At 67.6% G+C, this 15,508-nt stretch carries 14 protein-coding genes; 8 read left to right on the forward strand and 6 right to left on the reverse strand.

Annotated features, from left to right (window positions below):
• Nucleotides 1-55: 55 nt before the first annotated feature.
• Nucleotides 56-916 (forward strand): sterol desaturase family protein, encoded by an 861-nt coding sequence (locus AC1RQG_RS02995; RefSeq protein WP_493128131.1) that lies wholly within the window; start codon nucleotides 56-58, stop codon nucleotides 914-916.
• A gap of 72 nt (nucleotides 917-988) precedes the next feature.
• On the opposite strand, the gene AC1RQG_RS03000 is transcribed toward AC1RQG_RS02995, so the two are convergent.
• Nucleotides 989-2,572, reverse strand: a complete 1,584-nt coding sequence (locus tag AC1RQG_RS03000; RefSeq protein WP_493128133.1) for an isocitrate lyase — start codon at nucleotides 2,570-2,572, stop codon at nucleotides 989-991.
• A 364-nt stretch (nucleotides 2,573-2,936) separates the two neighbouring features.
• On the opposite strand from AC1RQG_RS03000, the gene AC1RQG_RS03005 reads away from it, so the two are divergent.
• On the forward strand, nucleotides 2,937-3,782 hold the full coding sequence (locus AC1RQG_RS03005) for a class I SAM-dependent methyltransferase (RefSeq protein ID WP_493128135.1): 846 nt from the start codon (nucleotides 2,937-2,939) through the stop codon (nucleotides 3,780-3,782).
• A gap of 91 nt (nucleotides 3,783-3,873) precedes the next feature.
• On the opposite strand, the gene AC1RQG_RS03010 is transcribed toward AC1RQG_RS03005, so the two are convergent.
• Nucleotides 3,874-4,875: an AraC family transcriptional regulator gene (locus tag AC1RQG_RS03010; RefSeq protein ID WP_493128137.1), complete on the reverse strand. Its 1,002-nt coding sequence runs from the start codon at nucleotides 4,873-4,875 to the stop codon at nucleotides 3,874-3,876.
• Nucleotides 4,876-4,975: 100 nt separating this feature from the next.
• On the opposite strand from AC1RQG_RS03010, the gene AC1RQG_RS03015 reads away from it, so the two are divergent.
• From AC1RQG_RS03015 to AC1RQG_RS03030, 4 genes are read left to right on the forward strand one after another with little or no spacing between them, the layout of a single operon-like run.
• Nucleotides 4,976-5,338 carry a carboxymuconolactone decarboxylase family protein gene (locus AC1RQG_RS03015; protein ID WP_493128139.1) on the forward strand — a complete coding sequence of 121 codons (363 nt, stop codon included), beginning with the start codon at nucleotides 4,976-4,978 and terminating at the stop codon, nucleotides 5,336-5,338.
• A 7-nt stretch (nucleotides 5,339-5,345) separates the two neighbouring features.
• Nucleotides 5,346-6,170, forward strand: coding sequence for an SDR family NAD(P)-dependent oxidoreductase (locus AC1RQG_RS03020; protein WP_493128141.1), 825 nt, complete (start codon nucleotides 5,346-5,348; stop codon nucleotides 6,168-6,170).
• 15 nt (nucleotides 6,171-6,185) lie between these two features.
• Entirely contained in the window at nucleotides 6,186-7,241 is a 1,056-nt protein-coding gene (locus AC1RQG_RS03025) for a beta-keto acid cleavage family enzyme (RefSeq protein ID WP_493128143.1), read from the forward strand.
• A gap of 5 nt (nucleotides 7,242-7,246) precedes the next feature.
• Nucleotides 7,247-8,509: an MFS transporter gene (locus AC1RQG_RS03030; protein ID WP_493128145.1), complete on the forward strand. Its 1,263-nt coding sequence runs from the start codon at nucleotides 7,247-7,249 to the stop codon at nucleotides 8,507-8,509.
• A gap of 14 nt (nucleotides 8,510-8,523) precedes the next feature.
• Here the strand turns inward: AC1RQG_RS03030 and AC1RQG_RS03035 are convergent, their stop codons facing one another.
• The 3 genes from AC1RQG_RS03035 to AC1RQG_RS03045 are packed head-to-tail and all read right to left on the reverse strand — an operon-like array spanning nucleotide 8,524 to nucleotide 11,803.
• Entirely contained in the window at nucleotides 8,524-9,303 is a 780-nt protein-coding gene (locus tag AC1RQG_RS03035; RefSeq protein WP_493128147.1) for an acetoacetate decarboxylase family protein, read from the reverse strand.
• A gap of 2 nt (nucleotides 9,304-9,305) precedes the next feature.
• Nucleotides 9,306-10,679 (reverse strand): acyl-CoA dehydrogenase family protein, encoded by a 1,374-nt coding sequence (locus tag AC1RQG_RS03040; RefSeq protein WP_493128149.1) that lies wholly within the window; start codon nucleotides 10,677-10,679, stop codon nucleotides 9,306-9,308.
• The gene (locus AC1RQG_RS03045) at nucleotides 10,676-11,803 is read right to left on the reverse strand and encodes an acyl-CoA dehydrogenase family protein (protein WP_493128151.1); all 1,128 of its coding nucleotides are present in this window, start codon (nucleotides 11,801-11,803) and stop codon (nucleotides 10,676-10,678) included. The genes AC1RQG_RS03040 and AC1RQG_RS03045 overlap by 4 nt, the downstream gene beginning before the upstream one ends.
• A 157-nt stretch (nucleotides 11,804-11,960) precedes the next feature.
• On the opposite strand from AC1RQG_RS03045, the gene AC1RQG_RS03050 reads away from it, so the two are divergent.
• Entirely contained in the window at nucleotides 11,961-12,998 is a 1,038-nt protein-coding gene (locus AC1RQG_RS03050; RefSeq protein WP_493128153.1) for an AraC family transcriptional regulator, read from the forward strand.
• A 34-nt stretch (nucleotides 12,999-13,032) separates the two neighbouring features.
• On the opposite strand, the gene AC1RQG_RS03055 is transcribed toward AC1RQG_RS03050, so the two are convergent.
• Entirely contained in the window at nucleotides 13,033-14,601 is a 1,569-nt protein-coding gene (locus tag AC1RQG_RS03055; RefSeq protein ID WP_493128155.1) for a S8 family serine peptidase, read from the reverse strand.
• 330 nt (nucleotides 14,602-14,931) lie between these two features.
• Here AC1RQG_RS03055 and AC1RQG_RS03060 point away from each other — a divergent pair, with 330 nt between their 5' ends.
• Nucleotides 14,932-15,495, forward strand: a complete 564-nt coding sequence (locus AC1RQG_RS03060; RefSeq protein ID WP_493128157.1) for a hypothetical protein — start codon at nucleotides 14,932-14,934, stop codon at nucleotides 15,493-15,495.
• Nucleotides 15,496-15,508 lie beyond the last annotated feature (13 nt).

A 15,508-nucleotide genomic window follows, 5' to 3' on the forward strand; every position in this document is an offset into this window, starting at 1 on the left:
TGCGGCTGGCGGGCGTGTCGCCCAATTCAGTATAGGCCGCCTGCGGATGGGCACAATGGACCGTTCCGGCGGCCGCGCGCGGCCGTATAATCGGGCCGAGGAGCGGGCCGGTGCCCGGACGGGGGAAGGGATGACGCTGGCGCAATTTGCGGTCGACGTGGCGTGGAAGACGCTGCCGCTGCTGGCTTTGATCGGGCTGGCCGGGCTGGCCGAGCGCAGGCGTCCGGTGGAGGCGCAGCGCTGGCGCGGCCGGGTCGTCAACCTCGGTTGCATGCTGGTGTACGTGCTCGGTGCCGCGCTGTCGCGGCTGGGCACGGCCGCGCTGACGGTGCTGGCCATCAACGGCGCCGGCGGCGGCTGGCTGGCCTTGCCGGCCGACGGCTGGCATCTGCTGCCATCGTTCCTCGTCTACACGCTGGTGCTCGATTTTGGCGAATACGCTTTCCACCGGGCCCAGCATCGCATCCCCGCGCTGTGGGCCATGCATTCGTTGCACCACAGCGACACGGCCATGAACGCCACCACCACCGATCGCCACTTCTGGCTGGAGCCGGGCATCAAGATGGTGACGATCTACCTGGCCATGGGTTTGTTGTTCAAACCCGACCCCGTCATCGTCGGCATGTACGCCGTGCTGGGGCTGTACAACGTGGTGCCGCACATGAATCTGCGCTGGGGGCTGGGGCGCGCCGCGTTCCTGATCAACACGCCGCAGTACCACCGGCTGCACCATTCGATGTCGCCGCAACACTACGACTGCAATTTCGCCGGCCTGTTCCCCGTGTTCGACCTGCTGTTCGGCACCTACCGCCGGCCGGCCACGGACGAGTATCCGCCCACCGGCATCAGCGGCGGCGACGTGCCGGCCAGCCTGCTGGAAGTGCTGGCCTGGCCGTTGCGGCGCTGGCTGCGCTGACCGGCCCACGGCAACCGGGCAGGCGAAAAAAAAGCTCGCCGAGGCGAGCTTTTCTTTTCACACGGGAACCGCTTAGAACTGGTTCATCGTGTTGTCTTTACCGGCCGCCTTCAGGGCTGCTTCGCCGCTGAAGTAGTCCTTGTGGTCGTCGCCGATGTCCGAACCGGACATGTTCTGGTGCTTGACGCAGGCGATGCCTTGACGGATTTCCTTGCGCTGCACGCCAGCCACGTAGCCCAGCATACCTTGGTCGCCGAAGTATTCCTTGGCCAGGTTGTCGGTCGACAGGGCAGCCGTGTGGTAGGTCGGCAGCGTGATCAGGTGGTGGAAGATGCCGGCTTCGCGGGCGGCGTCGGCCTGGAAGGTGCGGATCTTCTCGTCGGCGGTGCGGGCCAGTTCGGTCTCGTCGTACTCGACGCTCATCAGCTTGGCGCGGTCGTAGGCCGACACGTCCTTACCGGCGGCCTGCATCGCATCGTACACTTGCTGGCGGAAGTTCAGGGTCCAGTTGAACGATGGGCTGTTGTTGTACACCAGCTTGGCGTTCGGGATGACCTTGCGGATTTCGCTGACCATGCCGCCGATCTGGGCGATATGTGGTTTTTCCGTTTCGATCCACAGCAGGTCGGCGCCGTTCTGCAGCGAGGTGATGCAGTCGAGCACGCAACGCGCTTCGCCGGTGCCCGAGCGGAACTGGAACAGGTTGCTTGGCAGACGCTTAGGACGCAGCAGCTTGCCTTCGCGCTTGATCACGACGTCGCCGTTGCCCAGGGCTTCGGCCGACACTTCTTCGCAATCGAGGAACGAGTTGTACTGGTCGCCCAGGTCGCCCGGCTTGTGGGTGACGGCGATCTGCTTGGTCAGGCCGGCGCCCAGCGAGTCGGTACGGGCGACGATGATACCGTCGTCCACGCCCAGCTCCAGGAAGGCGTAGCGCACGGCGCGGATCTTGGCCAGGAAGTCCTCGTGCGGCACGGTGACTTTACCATCCTGGTGGCCGCACTGCTTCTCGTCCGACACCTGGTTCTCGATCTGGATGCAGCAGGCACCGGCTTCGATGAACTGCTTGGCCAGCAGGTAGGTCGCCTCGGCGTTGCCGAAACCGGCGTCGATGTCGGCGATGATAGGCACCACGTGGGTCACGTGGTTGTCGATCTGCGACTGGATGGCGGCCTTGTCGGCGGCGTTGGTGGCGGCGTCCAGCTGGCGGAACAGGCCGCCCAGTTCGCGCGCGTCGGCCTGGCGCAGGAAGGTGTACAGTTCACGGATCAGGTCCGAGACGGCGGTTTTCTCGTGCATCGACTGGTCAGGCAGCGGGCCGAACTCGGAGCGCAGGGCGGCGACCATCCAGCCCGACAGGTACAGGTAGCGGCGGTCGGTGCTGTTGAAGTGTTTCTTGATCGAAATCATCTTCTGTTGACCGATGAAACCGTGCCAGCAGCCCAGCGACTGGGTGTACTTGGACGAGTCGGCATCGTAGTTGGCCATGTCGGCGCGCATGATCTTGGCCGTGTACTTGGCGATGTCGAGGCCGGTCTTGAAGCGGTTCTGGGCGCGCATACGGGCGGCCGACTCAGGATTGATCGCGTTCCACGCGGCGCCTTGCTGGTCTTTCAGCGTGGCGATGGCTTGGATGTCGTCTTGGTACTTGGACATGTGAATCTCCTAATGAATGAAGCAAAAATGAGAAAACCGTATTCCTGTCGCGTCGCGCTTGCCGCTCGTGTTCACGACATGATGCTGCTACCGAAGCGAAACTGCATGGAAGAATAATAGAACGTTTTCGGTGGAAGGCACAAGTCTTATATAAGACATATAACCTAAATAATGTCGTTTTATTTCAACGGTTTAGTGGTTATTTTTCAGTATGTGGTATGCATTTTCAAAAAATGGAATGGCGGTGCCCGTTTTTTACGCACGTCTATTTCGCAATATGGAACACTGTTTCACGCGAACGCCGTAAGTGCCAGTAAAAACAGGGCCGCGGCCGCCGCGTGGCGGATCAGGCAAGGAGATAGCAATGGACGCTCCCCGCACGGCGCCAGCCATGGCGCCCACCGAAGCCGACCGGACCTTCGGCGGCTCCGTTCCCCAACTCTACGAGCGCTACATGGTGCCGCTGATCTTCGCGCCCTACGCCGAGGACATGCGGCGCCGGGTGCTGGCGCGCCAGCCGCGCGACGTGCTCGAAATCGCCTGCGGCACGGGCGTCGTCACGCGCCAGCTGGCGGCGGCGCTGCCGGCCGGCACCGCGATCACGGCCAGCGACCTCAATCAGCCGATGCTGGACCACGCGATCGCCCAGGGCACCAGCCGGCCCGTGACGTGGCGGCAGGCGGACGCGATGCAGCTGCCGTTCCCGGACGCGGCCTTCGATCTGGTGGTGTGCCAGTTCGGCGCCATGTTCTTCCCGGACAAGCGCCAGGCCTACGCGGAGGCGCGCCGCGTGCTGCGCCCGGGCGGCGCCTTTCTGTTCAGCGTGTGGGACGGCATCGGACAGAACGCGTTCGCCGATGTGATCAACCAGGCGCTGATCAAGGCCTATCCGGCCGATCCGCCCGCGTTCATGGCGCGCACCCCGCATGGCTATCACGACGCCGCCCTCATCGCGGAGCAGCTGCTGGCGGCCGGTTACGCCAGGCCGCCCGTGTTCGAGACGGTGACGGCGCGCAGCCGCGCATCGTCGGCGCGCCTGGTCGCCACCGCGTATTGCCAGGGCACGCCGTGGCTGGGGGAAATCGAAGCGCGCCGCAGCCCGAGCGTGGCCGAGGCGACCAGCCTGGCCGAGGCGGCGCTGGCCGCGCGCTTTGGCGACGGTGAAATCGACGGCCAGATCCAGGCGCTGGTGGTCACGGTGGAAAAGTAGGCCGGAAAAAGCAGGCCCGCGCGCGTGCGCGTGCCCGCCCGCCCGCTAGCGCGCCCGGGGGCGCCCGCCAGCACGTCCGGGTGCGCCCCAGCTAATGCGTGCGCCAGGCCGTGATGCTGCAGCCGTGGCGCTGACTGAACCAGCGCGAGAACGCGCTTTGCGATGAGAAGCCCAGCAGCAGCGCCACCTCGCTGGCGCGGCGGCGGTCGTGCAGCAGGTAGCGCGTGGCCAGTTCGTCGCGCACGGCGTCCACCAGCACGGTGAAGGTCTCGCCATGCTGGGCCAGGTGGCGGTGGATGGTGCGCCGGTCCACGCCCAGGCTGTCGGCCACGGCCTCGGCGCTGCAGCGGCCCGTGGGCAGCATGGCCAGCACCAGCTGCCAGACCTTGTCGCGCGTGTCGTTGGCCGGGTCGCCGACGATGGAGTCCAGATAGGCGCGCACATACTTGGCCATCTGCGGATCGGCCGCCTGGGTGGCGCGGTCCAGGTCGCGCGCCTGGCAGATGAAGCCGTCGAAGTCGGCGCGGAAGCGCAGCGGGGCGTCGAAGAAGCGGCGGTGCGGCGCCATGTCGCGCGGCGGCTGGTGCGAGAAGCACACGGCGCGCGGCGCCCAGCCTTCGCCGAAGAACAGCTTCATCATCCCGTGCAGCACGCCGATGGTCAGCTCGGCCGCCTGGCGGTAGACCATGCCCGAGGTGCCCAGCATGGCTTCGGACACATAGACCAGGCCATCCTCCTCCTCGACCCGCAGACGCAGCGCCTCATTGTGCAGGCGCTGGAACTTGGCGGCCGCCTCCAGCTTGCGGCGCAGCGTCGGTTCCTCGCGCATGGCCAGCGCCAGCGGACCGAGGTTGGACAGCTCGCGCGTGGCGGCCAGGCGCAGGCCGAAGTCCTCCACGCCCGCCTCGGCGGCGCTGGCCTCGAGCATGCGCGCCAGGGCCTCGGCCGGGATCTTCAGGTCGGGGTCGAGCAGGGCGGCGCGGTTGATGCCCGCTTCCGTCAGCAGGCGGTAGGGATCGAGCCCCAGCGATCGGGCCAGGGGCACGTAACTGGTCAGGGCGGCGCTGCGGACTGCGTATCGGGACGATTTCATGATGTCCCAAAATGTAACATCAATGTCCCGTTATGTGAATACCGGCATGGCCCCGGCTTCCTAGAATGGCTCCATTACATCAAAAAAATGGAGACAAACGATGGACAACCACACCCCGCTGTGCGACCACCTGCGTGCCACCGGCGAATGGAATCCGAACTGGACCCCGTTCGCTGAGCTCGACCCGGTCTGGACCGAGAAATTCATGGCCATGGGCCTGCGCCCGCTGATCGCCGGCGTGCTCGATCCGAAGACGGTGGAGTTCCTCGCCATCGCCGTCGACGCCTCGTGCACCCACATGTACGCACCGGGCGTGCGGCGCCACATCCGCAAGGCGCTGGAACTGGGCGCCACCAAGGAGGAAATCACGGCCGTGCTGCAACTGACGTCCGTGCTGGGCATCCACACCATGAGTCTGGGCGCCCCCATTTTGCAGGAAGAACTGGCCGCGCGCAGCAAGTGAGGCGGCCATGGGACAACTGAATAAGCGCATCGCGCTGGTGACGGGCGCGGGCCGTGGCCTGGGGCGCGCCATCGCGCTGGCCCTGGCCGACGCCGGCGCCCGCGTGGCCATCTGCGACATCGACACCGACAACCTGGAGACCACGCGCGCCGCCATCGAGGCGGCCGGCGGCGAATGCCTGGCGCTGCGTTGCGACGTCTCGTCCAGCGCCGCCGTGGACGCCATGTTCGCGCAACTGGCGGCGCGCTTCGGCACGCTGCACATCCTGGTCAACAACGCGGCCCGCGTGCCGGAGGGCGAACACGATACCGTGCGCCGCAATCTGCACTACGGCTACCTCACCACGCCGGTGCCGCGCCAGTCGCTGGCCATCACCAGCGCCATGAGCGACGAGGAGTGGATGCGCTTCTGGGACGTGAACGTGCATGGCCTGTTCTACTGCACGCGCGCCGCGCTGCGCCTGATGGAGCCCCAGCGCGACGGCAAGATCATCAACATCGCCTCCATCGCCGGCATCTCCGCCATGAGCGCGCACAGCCCGCACTACAGCGCCACCAAGGGCGCCGTGGTGGCGTTCACCAAGAGCGTGGCGGCCGAGGTGGCCGGGGCCAACATCTACGTCAACGCCGTCGCCCCCGGCGGCGTGCTTACTCCCCTGTTCGAGCAGTACCTCGCCGCCGTGGGCGAGGAAAAACGCAACCAGCTGTGGCAGGTGGTGCCCGCTGGCCGGCTCGGCACGATGGAGGAATACGCCTCCCTCGTCACCTACCTGGCCGGCCAGCACTACCTGGTTGGACAAATCATCAGCCCCAATGGCGGCGCTGTCATCTAAACGAAAGGACTTACCATGCAATTCTTCGACGATTCCCTCCTGCCGGAAAACCAGGAAAAGCTCGTGATCCAGGTGGCGCCGTTCGGCCCGCAATTCATCCCCGGCGATTCGGACGACATCGCCGTCACCATGGACCAGCAGGTGCAGAAGGCGGTCGATTGCTGGAACGCCGGCGCCACCGTGCTGCACGTGCACGTGCGCGAGGACGACGGCAAGGGCTCCAAGCGGCTGTCCAAGTTCAATGAAATGCTGGGCCGCCTGCGTGACGCCGTGCCGGACATGGTGCTGCAGGTGGGCGGTTCGATCTCGTTCGCGCCGGAAGGCGAGGGCGCCGATGCGAAGTGGCTGAGCCACGACACGCGCCACATGCTGGCCGAACTGACCCCCAAGCCGGACCAGGTGACGATCGCCATCAACAACGCGCAGATGAACGTGTTCGAGCTGCTCACGGCCGAGGACGGCGCCGGCACCATGCTGGCCGATCCGCGCGTGAAGGCGGCCTACCAGGACATGTGCACCGAGGCCACGCCCACCTTCTACATCGAGCACCTGAAGCGCCTGCAGGAGGCGCGCATCCAGCCGCACTTCATGCTGGGCGGCGTGTCGCAGCTGGAGACGGTCAAGCGCCTGATCCGGCGCGGCAACTACACCGGCCCGCTGGTGCTGAACTACGTGGCCATCGGCGGCGGCGCGGCCGGCCCCGACCCGTTCCACATGATGGAGTTCATCCGCCAGGTGCCCGACGGCGCCGTGCTGACCATCGAGGGCATCATGCGCAACGTGGCGCCGATGAACATGATGGCCATCGCCATGGGCCTGCACGTGCGGGTGGGCATCGAGGACAACCTGTGGCGCCGTCCCGGCGAGCGCATGACCTCCGTCGAGCAGGTGGAGCAGATGGTGCGGCTGGCGCGTGAAGTGGGCCGCGACGTCGCCACCGGCAAGGAAGCGCGTTCCATCTACCAGATCGGCACGCACTACAATGATGTGGGGACGACGCTCGCCAAGCTGGGCATGGCGCCCAACCGCCAGCCCGGCCAGCGCGGCTTCCCGATGAACCAAGTGGGGTAATCACCATGCAATGGCGGCACTTCTCCCGGATCGCCCTGTGCGTCCTGCTGTTCGCCCACATCCTCGCGCATGTGGACCGCAATATGCTGCTCGGCTTTTCGCCGCAGATCATCCGCGACATCGGGCTCTCCAACGCGCAATACGGGTTCCTGGTGGGTGCCGTCTGGGTGCTGAGCTTCGGCCTGATGGCCATGTTCATGGGCACGCTGGCCGACCGCTACTCGCGCCCGCGCGTGGTGGCCGTGGGCATGCTGGTGTGGAGCGTCTGCACCTGGGCCTCCGGCAATGTGCACGACTTCACGCAGATGGCGATGGCGCGCTTCTTCGTCGCCAGCGGCGAGGCGGCGCTGGTGCCGGCCGCCGTCAGCCTGCTGGCCGACCTGTTCCCGGCGCGCCGGCGCGGCACGGTGATCGGCATCTTCTTCACCGGCATCCCGCTCGGCATCGGCGTCAGCTTCCTGCTGGCCGGCACCTACGGCGCCACGCACGGCTGGCGCGACACCTTCCATGTGCTGGGCGTGGTGGGCGCGCTGCTGGCGCTGCCGCTGGCCTTCCTGTCGGAGGAGCGCGGCCAGCCCGGGCATGAGCGCGGCGCGCCGTTCGGTGCGCAGTTGCGGGCCATGATACGCACCGTGGGCGGCACGCCGGGCCTGTTGCAGGTGATCGCCGGCTTCGTGCTGCTGCACATGGTGTTCGCCGGTTTCGCGTTCACGCAGGTGTGGCTGGTCGATGAGCGGGGGCTGGATGCGGCCACCATGGCCAAGCGCATCGGCATGCTGCAACTGGTGTTCGGCACCTTCGGCGCCGTGTTCGGCGGCGGCCTGGGCGACCGCTTCGCGCACGCCATCAAGGGCGGCCACGCCGGCTTCGTGGCCGGACTGGTGGTGCTGTGCGCGCCGTTCATGCTGGCCTACCGCTTCGCCGCGCCCGGTTCCGCGCTGTTCTACCTCGGCATGTGCGCGGGCGCCTTCCTGCCGATGGCCGCCTACGGGCCGGCCAACACGCTGATCCAGGGCATGGTGCCGGCCACCATGCGCTCGACCGTGGCCGGCTTCACGATGATGGCGATTAACGTGGTGGCCATTTCCCTTGGCAGCCTGGCCGTGGGGGCGGGGCGCGATCTGCTGGCCGGCGCCGGCGTGGCGTCGCCGTTCACGGTCATGATGCTGGCCACCGACGTGCTGGCCATCGCGTCGGTGGTGCTGTTCGCCGGCGCGGCGCGGCGTGGCATGGTGGTGTCCATACCGGCCGCCGTCCGCTCACATTGACCGTCCGGCCCCGCTCACGGCAGCACGGCGCCCGCGTTCAGGCGCAGTTGCAGGCCGTGGGTGTGGGCGATGAAGGCCGGTCTGGCGTCCTGCAATCCCATCGCCTTCAACCGTTCGGCCATCGGGTGGGCGCCGGGGCCGATGCGCAGGCGCAGCGAGCCGGGCAGGCATAGCCGGCCCTTGCCACGGATGTTGATCAGCGTGCGCAACATGCCGGTCCGGTGGCTGGAATACAGGATCAGATTGATCAGCGGCGCCGGGATGCCGGGACCGGCCGTCCCCGTCAACGAGAAGATGGGCGCGCCGCCGGCCGGATCGTGCACGGCGCCGCTGAAGTTCGGGCCATGCAGCGAGAAGTCGATCGGGGTGATGAACTTGGGGTAGCCCCAGATGTCGCGTCCGGCCGCGCAGGCCGCCGCCGTGGTGACGGGCAGGTCGATGACGTGGAAGCCGAGCCGGTTCTTGTCGAGGCTTTTAAAAAGCGACAGCAGCGGCCGCGCGGGCGGCGTGGTGCCCCTGGGCACGCAGGCGATGGCCGTGCCCACCTCGTTGTAGGCGCCGATGGAGGTGTTGCGGTATTCGTAGAACGCCACGGCCGCGAGCACCTTGCCGCCGAAGCGCACCGCTTCGTATTGCTCGCCCAGCAGCGCCTGGGCGCGGTCGACATCGAGCCAGTAGAAGGCCATCAACTGCGACGCATCGTAGTACAGGATGGGCATCGCCACGTCGCCGGCCGAGGTGGCGAGGGTGTTGCGGGGATATTGGAAGAACGGGTCCGCGTCAAATTGGGTCATGTTCAAACTCCGATGGGGGTGGTGTGGTCGAGAAGCTGTCCTTGCCAGTCCTCGACCATGGCCAGCCGGTTGATCTGGTTGGTGCCCTCGAAGATGCGCGTCAGGCGCACGTCGCGGAAGATCTGCTCGATCCGTTGTTCGTGCAGGCCGCCGTGGTCGGCCAGCAAATCCATCGCCATCTCGCACACGGCTTGCGCGCGGTCGGTCGCGTGGAATTTGCACAGCGAGGCGTGCAACTGGCGCGGCTTGCGCGCGTGGCGCGCCTCCTGCCACACCAGATTGCGGATGGCGCGGGTCTCGGCCAGCATGGTGGCGATATGCAGTTGCACGTCCTGGTAGTCGAGCAGGCATTTGCCGGCCAGCGTGTAACGGCGCGCGAACTCGATCGCCACCTCGGTGGCGGCGCGGGCGAAGCCGACCCCCATGGCGGCCACCGGGATGCGCGACGAATTGAGGGTGCCGCGGTTGAGCACCCAGCCGTTGCGCAGGCCGCCGATCACGCGCCCGTCCGGGACGAAGGCGTTGTTGAATTCGACCTCGGCGGCGCCGGAGGCGCGCATGCCCATCTTGATCTCGGTGCGCGGAATGGTGACGCCGGGCGTGGCGCAGTCGACGTAGAAGCAGGTCCACGATGCCATGCCCTCGCCCTTGAGCGCGGCGAACACGGTCATGCTGCGGGCCAGGTCGCCGCCGCTGATGAAGCACTTGCGGCCGTTGAGCAGGTAACCGCCGGCCACCGGCGTGGCCACCACGCCGGGCCGGTACTGCTGCGCGCCGTGGCCTTCCTCGACGTCCGATCCGGCCTGCGGTTCCGTGATGGCGAAGGCGACCAGGTGCGGATCGCCGCGCTCGTTGCTGCGATAGACGGGCAGCAGGAAGTCGCGGATGGTCGAGAGACGACCCGACAGCAGCAACGGCATGCAACCCAGGTGGTGGGCCGACAGCAGCAGCATCTGGCCGCCGCACACGCGCGTGAATTCCTCCACCACCAGGCTGCAGGCCCAGACCGGCGGATGCAGGGCCGCGCCCCAGGGCAGGCTGCCCAGCGGGGCGGGCAGGAAGTAGCTGAGCCAGCCGGCCTTGCCCGCCGCGATCAGCATCTGCCGGGTGGCGGGCGGGCAGGTGCCCGGCGCCAGGTGCGCTTGCTGGTCGAGGGTGGCCGAGAGCGGCGCCAGACGGGTTTCGGCGAACGCGCGGGCCTTGTGCCGCAGGCCGCGCAGGCCGCGCGGCAAACGCGCGCAGTCGGCGTCCCACAGGTCGTCGAGCGGGCTGTTGGTGAAGGCGCGGCCGGCCGCCGGCAGGTGGCGGAACTTCAGCTGCGGCGACAGGGCGTGGTCGAACGGCAGATGGCCTGCCAGATGGGCGGCGTGGCTCATGGCTGGCCTCCGCACAGGGCGCTGAGCAGCAGCGGGATCTCACGCGTGCCGCCGGCCAGCAGTTTGAGCATGTTCTGGTCGCGCACGATCTTTTCCGCGCCCACGTCGCGCATGTAGCCGACGCCGCCGTGGACTTGCACGCCCTGGTTGGCGCCATGGCACAGCGCGCCGTGGGTGCTGGCGCGTTGGGCCGCCACTTCGTTGAGCGCGATGTCGTCGATCGGGCGGGCCAGGCGCGCCAGCGCGGCGGACGCCTGTTGCCAGGCCATTTCGATCTCGCCCAGCATGATCTGGACGGCCGCATGGTCGCCGATCACCTTGCCGCCCTGCCTGCGGATGGCGGCGTAGCCGGCCGCCAGTTCCCAGGCGTGGCGCAGCGCGCCGGCGCCGATGGCCATCAGCCCCAGCATGTCGAGCTTGAGCATGCGCTCGTAGGCCTGGCGGGGATCGCCGCCCTCGGGCAGCAGCATGGTGTCGGCGTACGGCGCCAGGCGCACGCTGAACGCGGCCAGCTCGTCGAGGCCGTGCTGGGCGCGGCGCGGTTCCACGTGCAGCTGCTGGCGCGCGGCGCGTTGCCAGCGGATGGTGTCGCGATGCCAGACCGGCCACACCAGCTGCTGCCACGACGCCGTCGTGATCACGGTGGTGTCGTGCCAGCGGCGGTCCAGCCAGTCGGACAGGAAGGCAATGTCGGCGCGCGGCCCCTGCGGGCGCAGGAACCGCGCCAGTTCCGTGCGCGCGAGGCCAAGGTGGCCGGTGGTGACGAGGGCCGTATCGAGCACGCTCCCGCCGGAAATGGGGGCGCCGGGCAGCGCGGCGGCCGAGCGCGCCAGCGCGCTGCGGTGCCAGGCGAAGGCCACGCCGGCGTTGGCCCGCGCCACCAGCTGCAGCAAGCCCAGGTTGAATTGCATGGCGTTGGCGTGGTCGCAGTGCTCCCACAGCGCGTAGCCGGGGGCCGCGTCCGGGGCGGGGATCAAGCCCAGTTCGGCGGCCTCGGTGCTCAGGGCGGTGAGGGTGTCGTTGGACAGGGGCGCTTCCGGTCGTTCGACCGCCGCCGCGATGCGCTCGGTGGCGAACGCGTCGACCTCGGACAGCAGCGCCGCCACGTCATCGGTATCCAGCATGGTTGTCTCCTTCTCGTTATCGTGAGTCCGGCCCGCGACCGACGCGGGAGGCGGCGCCGTTGGCGACTCAGTTTGGAGACTCAACTCTAGCAAGCGGGGGGCCGGACGCTGTATAGTGGTCGCGGCCAATAAATTTACATTTTCGGACAAATCAACGATGGGCAGCTGGGACTTTGCACGCAGCATCGCCGGGATACGGCTGCTGGCCGAACTGGGCGCCAGCCATGGCCTGGCGCCCAAGCAGGTGCTGGCCGGCAGCGGCGTCCGCCAGCGCGACCTGGACGATGCCGGCTGCGTGGTGAGCGCCGCGCAGGAATTGCGCCTGATCCGCAACCTGCTGGCCCACTTGCGCCATGTGCCCGCGCTGGGCGTGGCCGCCGGCTTGCGCTATCACTATTCGACCTTCGGTTCGCTGGGCTTCGCCCTGGTCACGAGCCGCCATTCGCGCCAGGCGCTCGACGTGGCGCTGCGCTATTTCAATCTCACCCATGCGTTCACCCGCTTCGAGGCGACGGACAGCGACCATGAGACAGCCGTGGCGATCGATGCCGACCACGTGCCCGAGGACGTGCGGCGCTTCATCATCGAACGCGATGCGGCGGCGCTGGTGGCGATCCAGCGCGAATTGATCGTGCTGCCCGACGCCTTGCGCCGCGTGGAGTTGCCGTTCCCGGCGCCCGCCGCGACGGCCCCCTATGCGCAGGCGTTCGGCATGCTGCCCCAGTTCGGCGCCGCGCGCACCGTGGTCGCGTTCGCGCGCGAGCAGATGCTGCTGCCGCTGCCGCAGGCCAATGACCTGATGCTGAAATACAGCGAGGAGCAGTGCGTCCGCATCCTCGAACGCCACCGCGTGCGCGTGGGGCTGGCCGCCAGGGTCAGGGAGCGCCTGGCCGGCAATATCGAACTGGGGATGGAGGAGGTGGCCAGCGCCCTGTGCATGACGTCGCGCACCCTGCGGCGCCAGTTGATACAGGAGGGCACGGCGTTCACGGCGATCCGCGATGAGGCCCGGATCGCGCTGGCCGAGGAATATCTGGTGGTGCTCAAACTGTCGGTGGACGAGACGGCCTACCGTCTGGGCTACCTGTCGTGTTCGGCGTTCATCACGGCGTTCCGGCGGCTCACCGGCGAAACGCCGCTCGTGTTCAGGAAACGCCTCGAGCGCGAGGCGTCCGGCGCGCCGTGCGGGCGGTAGCGCGCCACCGCCCGCGACGGGTCAGCGGCCGGTTTCAGTGGCCGCAACCCTGGCTGCGGATGCGGTCATACGCGGCCCGCGCCTGCACCAGGCCATAGCCAAAGTAGGGGTCGCGGCCCGGCGTGCCCAGATCGAGCGCCGAGTTGTCCAGCGCGCTGCGGATCTGGCTGGCGCTGCACTGGGGGAAGTAGCTCCACACCAGCGCGGCCACGGCAGACACGTGCGGCGTGGCCATCGAGGTGCCGTTGTAGAGCGCGTAGTTGGTGGCCGTCACGGTCACGTTGGCTTGCTGGCCCAGTTGGGTGAGCAGGCTGGCGCCTTCCGTGTCGGACACGCCGACCGAAGGGATGGTGGTGACGGTCGTGCCCAGCGTGCCGTTCAATTCGCCGGCCACGTTGTTGTAGACGACGGCGCCGACCCCGCCGCTAGCCTGGCAGTTGCCGACCTTGGTGGCGAACGACACGGCGCCGCGCCGGACCAGGCAGACCTTGCCGGCCATGGCGGCGTCGGTGGCCGTGCCCAGGCCGAAGTCGGCCAGCGGCGCATGGGCGCTGGCGGCCGGCGAGCCCTCCATCTCGCGCGGCGCGTAGGTGGTGGCGCCCACCGTCAACGCGGCGGCGCGGCCGGTGCCCATCGGCACGGTCGACAGCACGTCCACGCCCGGCGCCGCCAGCTCGACCTTCGAGGTGAACTGGGAGAAGGACGCGATCTGCTTGTTCTGGTCCAGCGCGGCGATCGACATCACGCTGCTGTAGCCGGCCGGGTAGGACTGGGTGTCGTTGCCGTCGTTGCCGGCGGCCGCGATGGACAGCACGCCGCGCCTGGCCAGGCCATCGAAGGCGCGCTCCTCGGCGATGCTGGCGTCGGCGCCGCCCAGCGACATGCTGATCACATTGGCGCCGGCGGCACCGCACTTGTTGGCGGCCGCGATCAGGGTCGAGGTGTAGGCCCAGCCGTCGGCGCCGAACACCTTGACGATGTGCAGGTTCAGCTGGCGGCCCGGATTGACGCCGACCACGCCCACGCCCGCGTTGTTGATGGCGGCGATGGTGCCGGCCACGTGGGTGCCGTGGTGGTTCTCGTCGGTGTACCAGTTGCCGGTGCCGGGGTTGGTGTCGCCGGTCACGTGGTTGCCGTGCAAGTCCTCGTGCGCGAGGTCGATGCCGGAGTCGATGATGCACAGCATGCGGTTGGCGGCGTAGGTGTCGGGCAGCTGGTCGGCCTGCACCATGGCGATGCCATAGGGCACTTGCTGGCCCAGCTGGTAGGGGGTGCCGGTGGACGGGGTGCTGGCGGCGAACGGGATGCGTTTCTGGTCCGGTTCCACGAATTCGATGTTCGCATTGTGGCGCAAGCCATCCAGCGCCTTGGACGGCACCTGGGCCGCTGCGGCGCCGATCTCGGGCAAGTCCTGCACGACGTTGCCTTGCGCGGCGGCCAGCGCCGCCTTGCCGTTGGCCGTGTTGCCGGCCTTGAATCCGACGATGACGCGCACCGTGCCGTCGCCGGCGGCGCTGGCCATGGTGCAATGGGCGCCGACGGCGGCCGCCAGCATGGTCATGACGAGTGTGCGGGAGGTATTGCTGAGATGTTTTTTGAACATGATGAGCCCTGGAAGTCGTGAATGGAAGGGATGGCCTTGCACGCCAGAAACTAGACGGCCGCCGGTCGCGGCGATCGAAATCCGATGCTAGGGGCGTTGCCCTGGCGGGTCAATCGCGATGTATAAATAACATGCGAAATTGTCTGAAAAACCACAAATTTAATTTATGGCAACACCCGCCGGCATGGCCGGGCCGGATCAGGCCGGCGCCTTTCGCTTTTTATTTGCAATGTGCTAAAGTGATTTGGCTGAGTTGGTTGCGGGCAGGCGGTGCGCGGCCCCGCGCTGGGTTCCTATCTTTTGGATCATCATCGAAAAGGGGGAAATATCATGGCCAAATACGGTTGGTTGCCCGACAGTGTCAATCGCGCGCGGCGCATCGTTGGCAGGGTCATAAATCAAAAAGAACTGCCGGCTTTTGTCTACCGCTTCGACGCGCGCACGCCGGCGACCATCCGGGCCACCGGCTTCCAGCCATGGAACGGGGCCGGCGGCATCTCGATGATGGAACACGTCAACAACGCCTACGCCACCGGCCATGCGCAGGCGGGGAACCAGACCAAGTACGACAGCCAGTTCGTCTCCACCGGCGCCTACGGCATCCTCAAGCGCATCGATCCCACGTTCGCGCAGCAAGTCCTGCAAACCAACCTGTACAAGATCGACACGGCCGTGGCCTTGCTGACGGGCATGTTCTACGACGCCAACGATGTGTTCGACAGGGCGGGCATTAATCGGCCCTATGCCACGCAGCGGGAATGGATCAAGGCAGGCGGCATCGACCAGGCCGCCGTCGTCGCCACCATGACGGGCGCCAACTATGCCGGCCAACTGGCCATGCCCGGCGGCACCGCGCCGGACGAGGGGGCGTTGCAGGGCTGGCAAGCGTTCTAGACTCCCGTCGGAG

The organism is Rugamonas sp. GW822-FHT03B10, from assembly GCF_058801745.1.

Excerpts from the sequence above, each read along its gene's own strand:
- AC1RQG_RS03055 (WP_493128155.1), bottom strand. The coding sequence starts at position 14,601 with ATGTTCAAAAAACATCTCAGCAATACCTCCCGCACACTCGTCATGACC.
- AC1RQG_RS03060 (WP_493128157.1), top strand. The coding sequence starts at position 14,932 with ATGGCCAAATACGGTTGGTTGCCCGACAGTGTCAATCGCGCGCGGCGC.
- AC1RQG_RS03040 (WP_493128149.1), bottom strand. The coding sequence starts at position 10,679 with ATGAGCCACGCCGCCCATCTGGCAGGCCATCTGCCGTTCGACCACGCC.
- AC1RQG_RS03050 (WP_493128153.1), top strand. The coding sequence starts at position 11,961 with ATGGGCAGCTGGGACTTTGCACGCAGCATCGCCGGGATACGGCTGCTG.
- AC1RQG_RS03015 (WP_493128139.1), top strand. The coding sequence starts at position 4,976 with ATGGACAACCACACCCCGCTGTGCGACCACCTGCGTGCCACCGGCGAA.
- AC1RQG_RS02995 (WP_493128131.1), top strand. The coding sequence starts at position 56 with ATGGACCGTTCCGGCGGCCGCGCGCGGCCGTATAATCGGGCCGAGGAG.
- AC1RQG_RS03045 (WP_493128151.1), bottom strand. The coding sequence starts at position 11,803 with ATGCTGGATACCGATGACGTGGCGGCGCTGCTGTCCGAGGTCGACGCG.
- AC1RQG_RS03035 (WP_493128147.1), bottom strand. The coding sequence starts at position 9,303 with ATGACCCAATTTGACGCGGACCCGTTCTTCCAATATCCCCGCAACACC.
- AC1RQG_RS03025 (WP_493128143.1), top strand. The coding sequence starts at position 6,186 with ATGCAATTCTTCGACGATTCCCTCCTGCCGGAAAACCAGGAAAAGCTC.
- AC1RQG_RS03020 (WP_493128141.1), top strand. The coding sequence starts at position 5,346 with ATGGGACAACTGAATAAGCGCATCGCGCTGGTGACGGGCGCGGGCCGT.
- AC1RQG_RS03005 (WP_493128135.1), top strand. The coding sequence starts at position 2,937 with ATGGACGCTCCCCGCACGGCGCCAGCCATGGCGCCCACCGAAGCCGAC.
- AC1RQG_RS03010 (WP_493128137.1), bottom strand. The coding sequence starts at position 4,875 with ATGAAATCGTCCCGATACGCAGTCCGCAGCGCCGCCCTGACCAGTTAC.
- AC1RQG_RS03030 (WP_493128145.1), top strand. The coding sequence starts at position 7,247 with ATGCAATGGCGGCACTTCTCCCGGATCGCCCTGTGCGTCCTGCTGTTC.
- AC1RQG_RS03000 (WP_493128133.1), bottom strand. The coding sequence starts at position 2,572 with ATGTCCAAGTACCAAGACGACATCCAAGCCATCGCCACGCTGAAAGAC.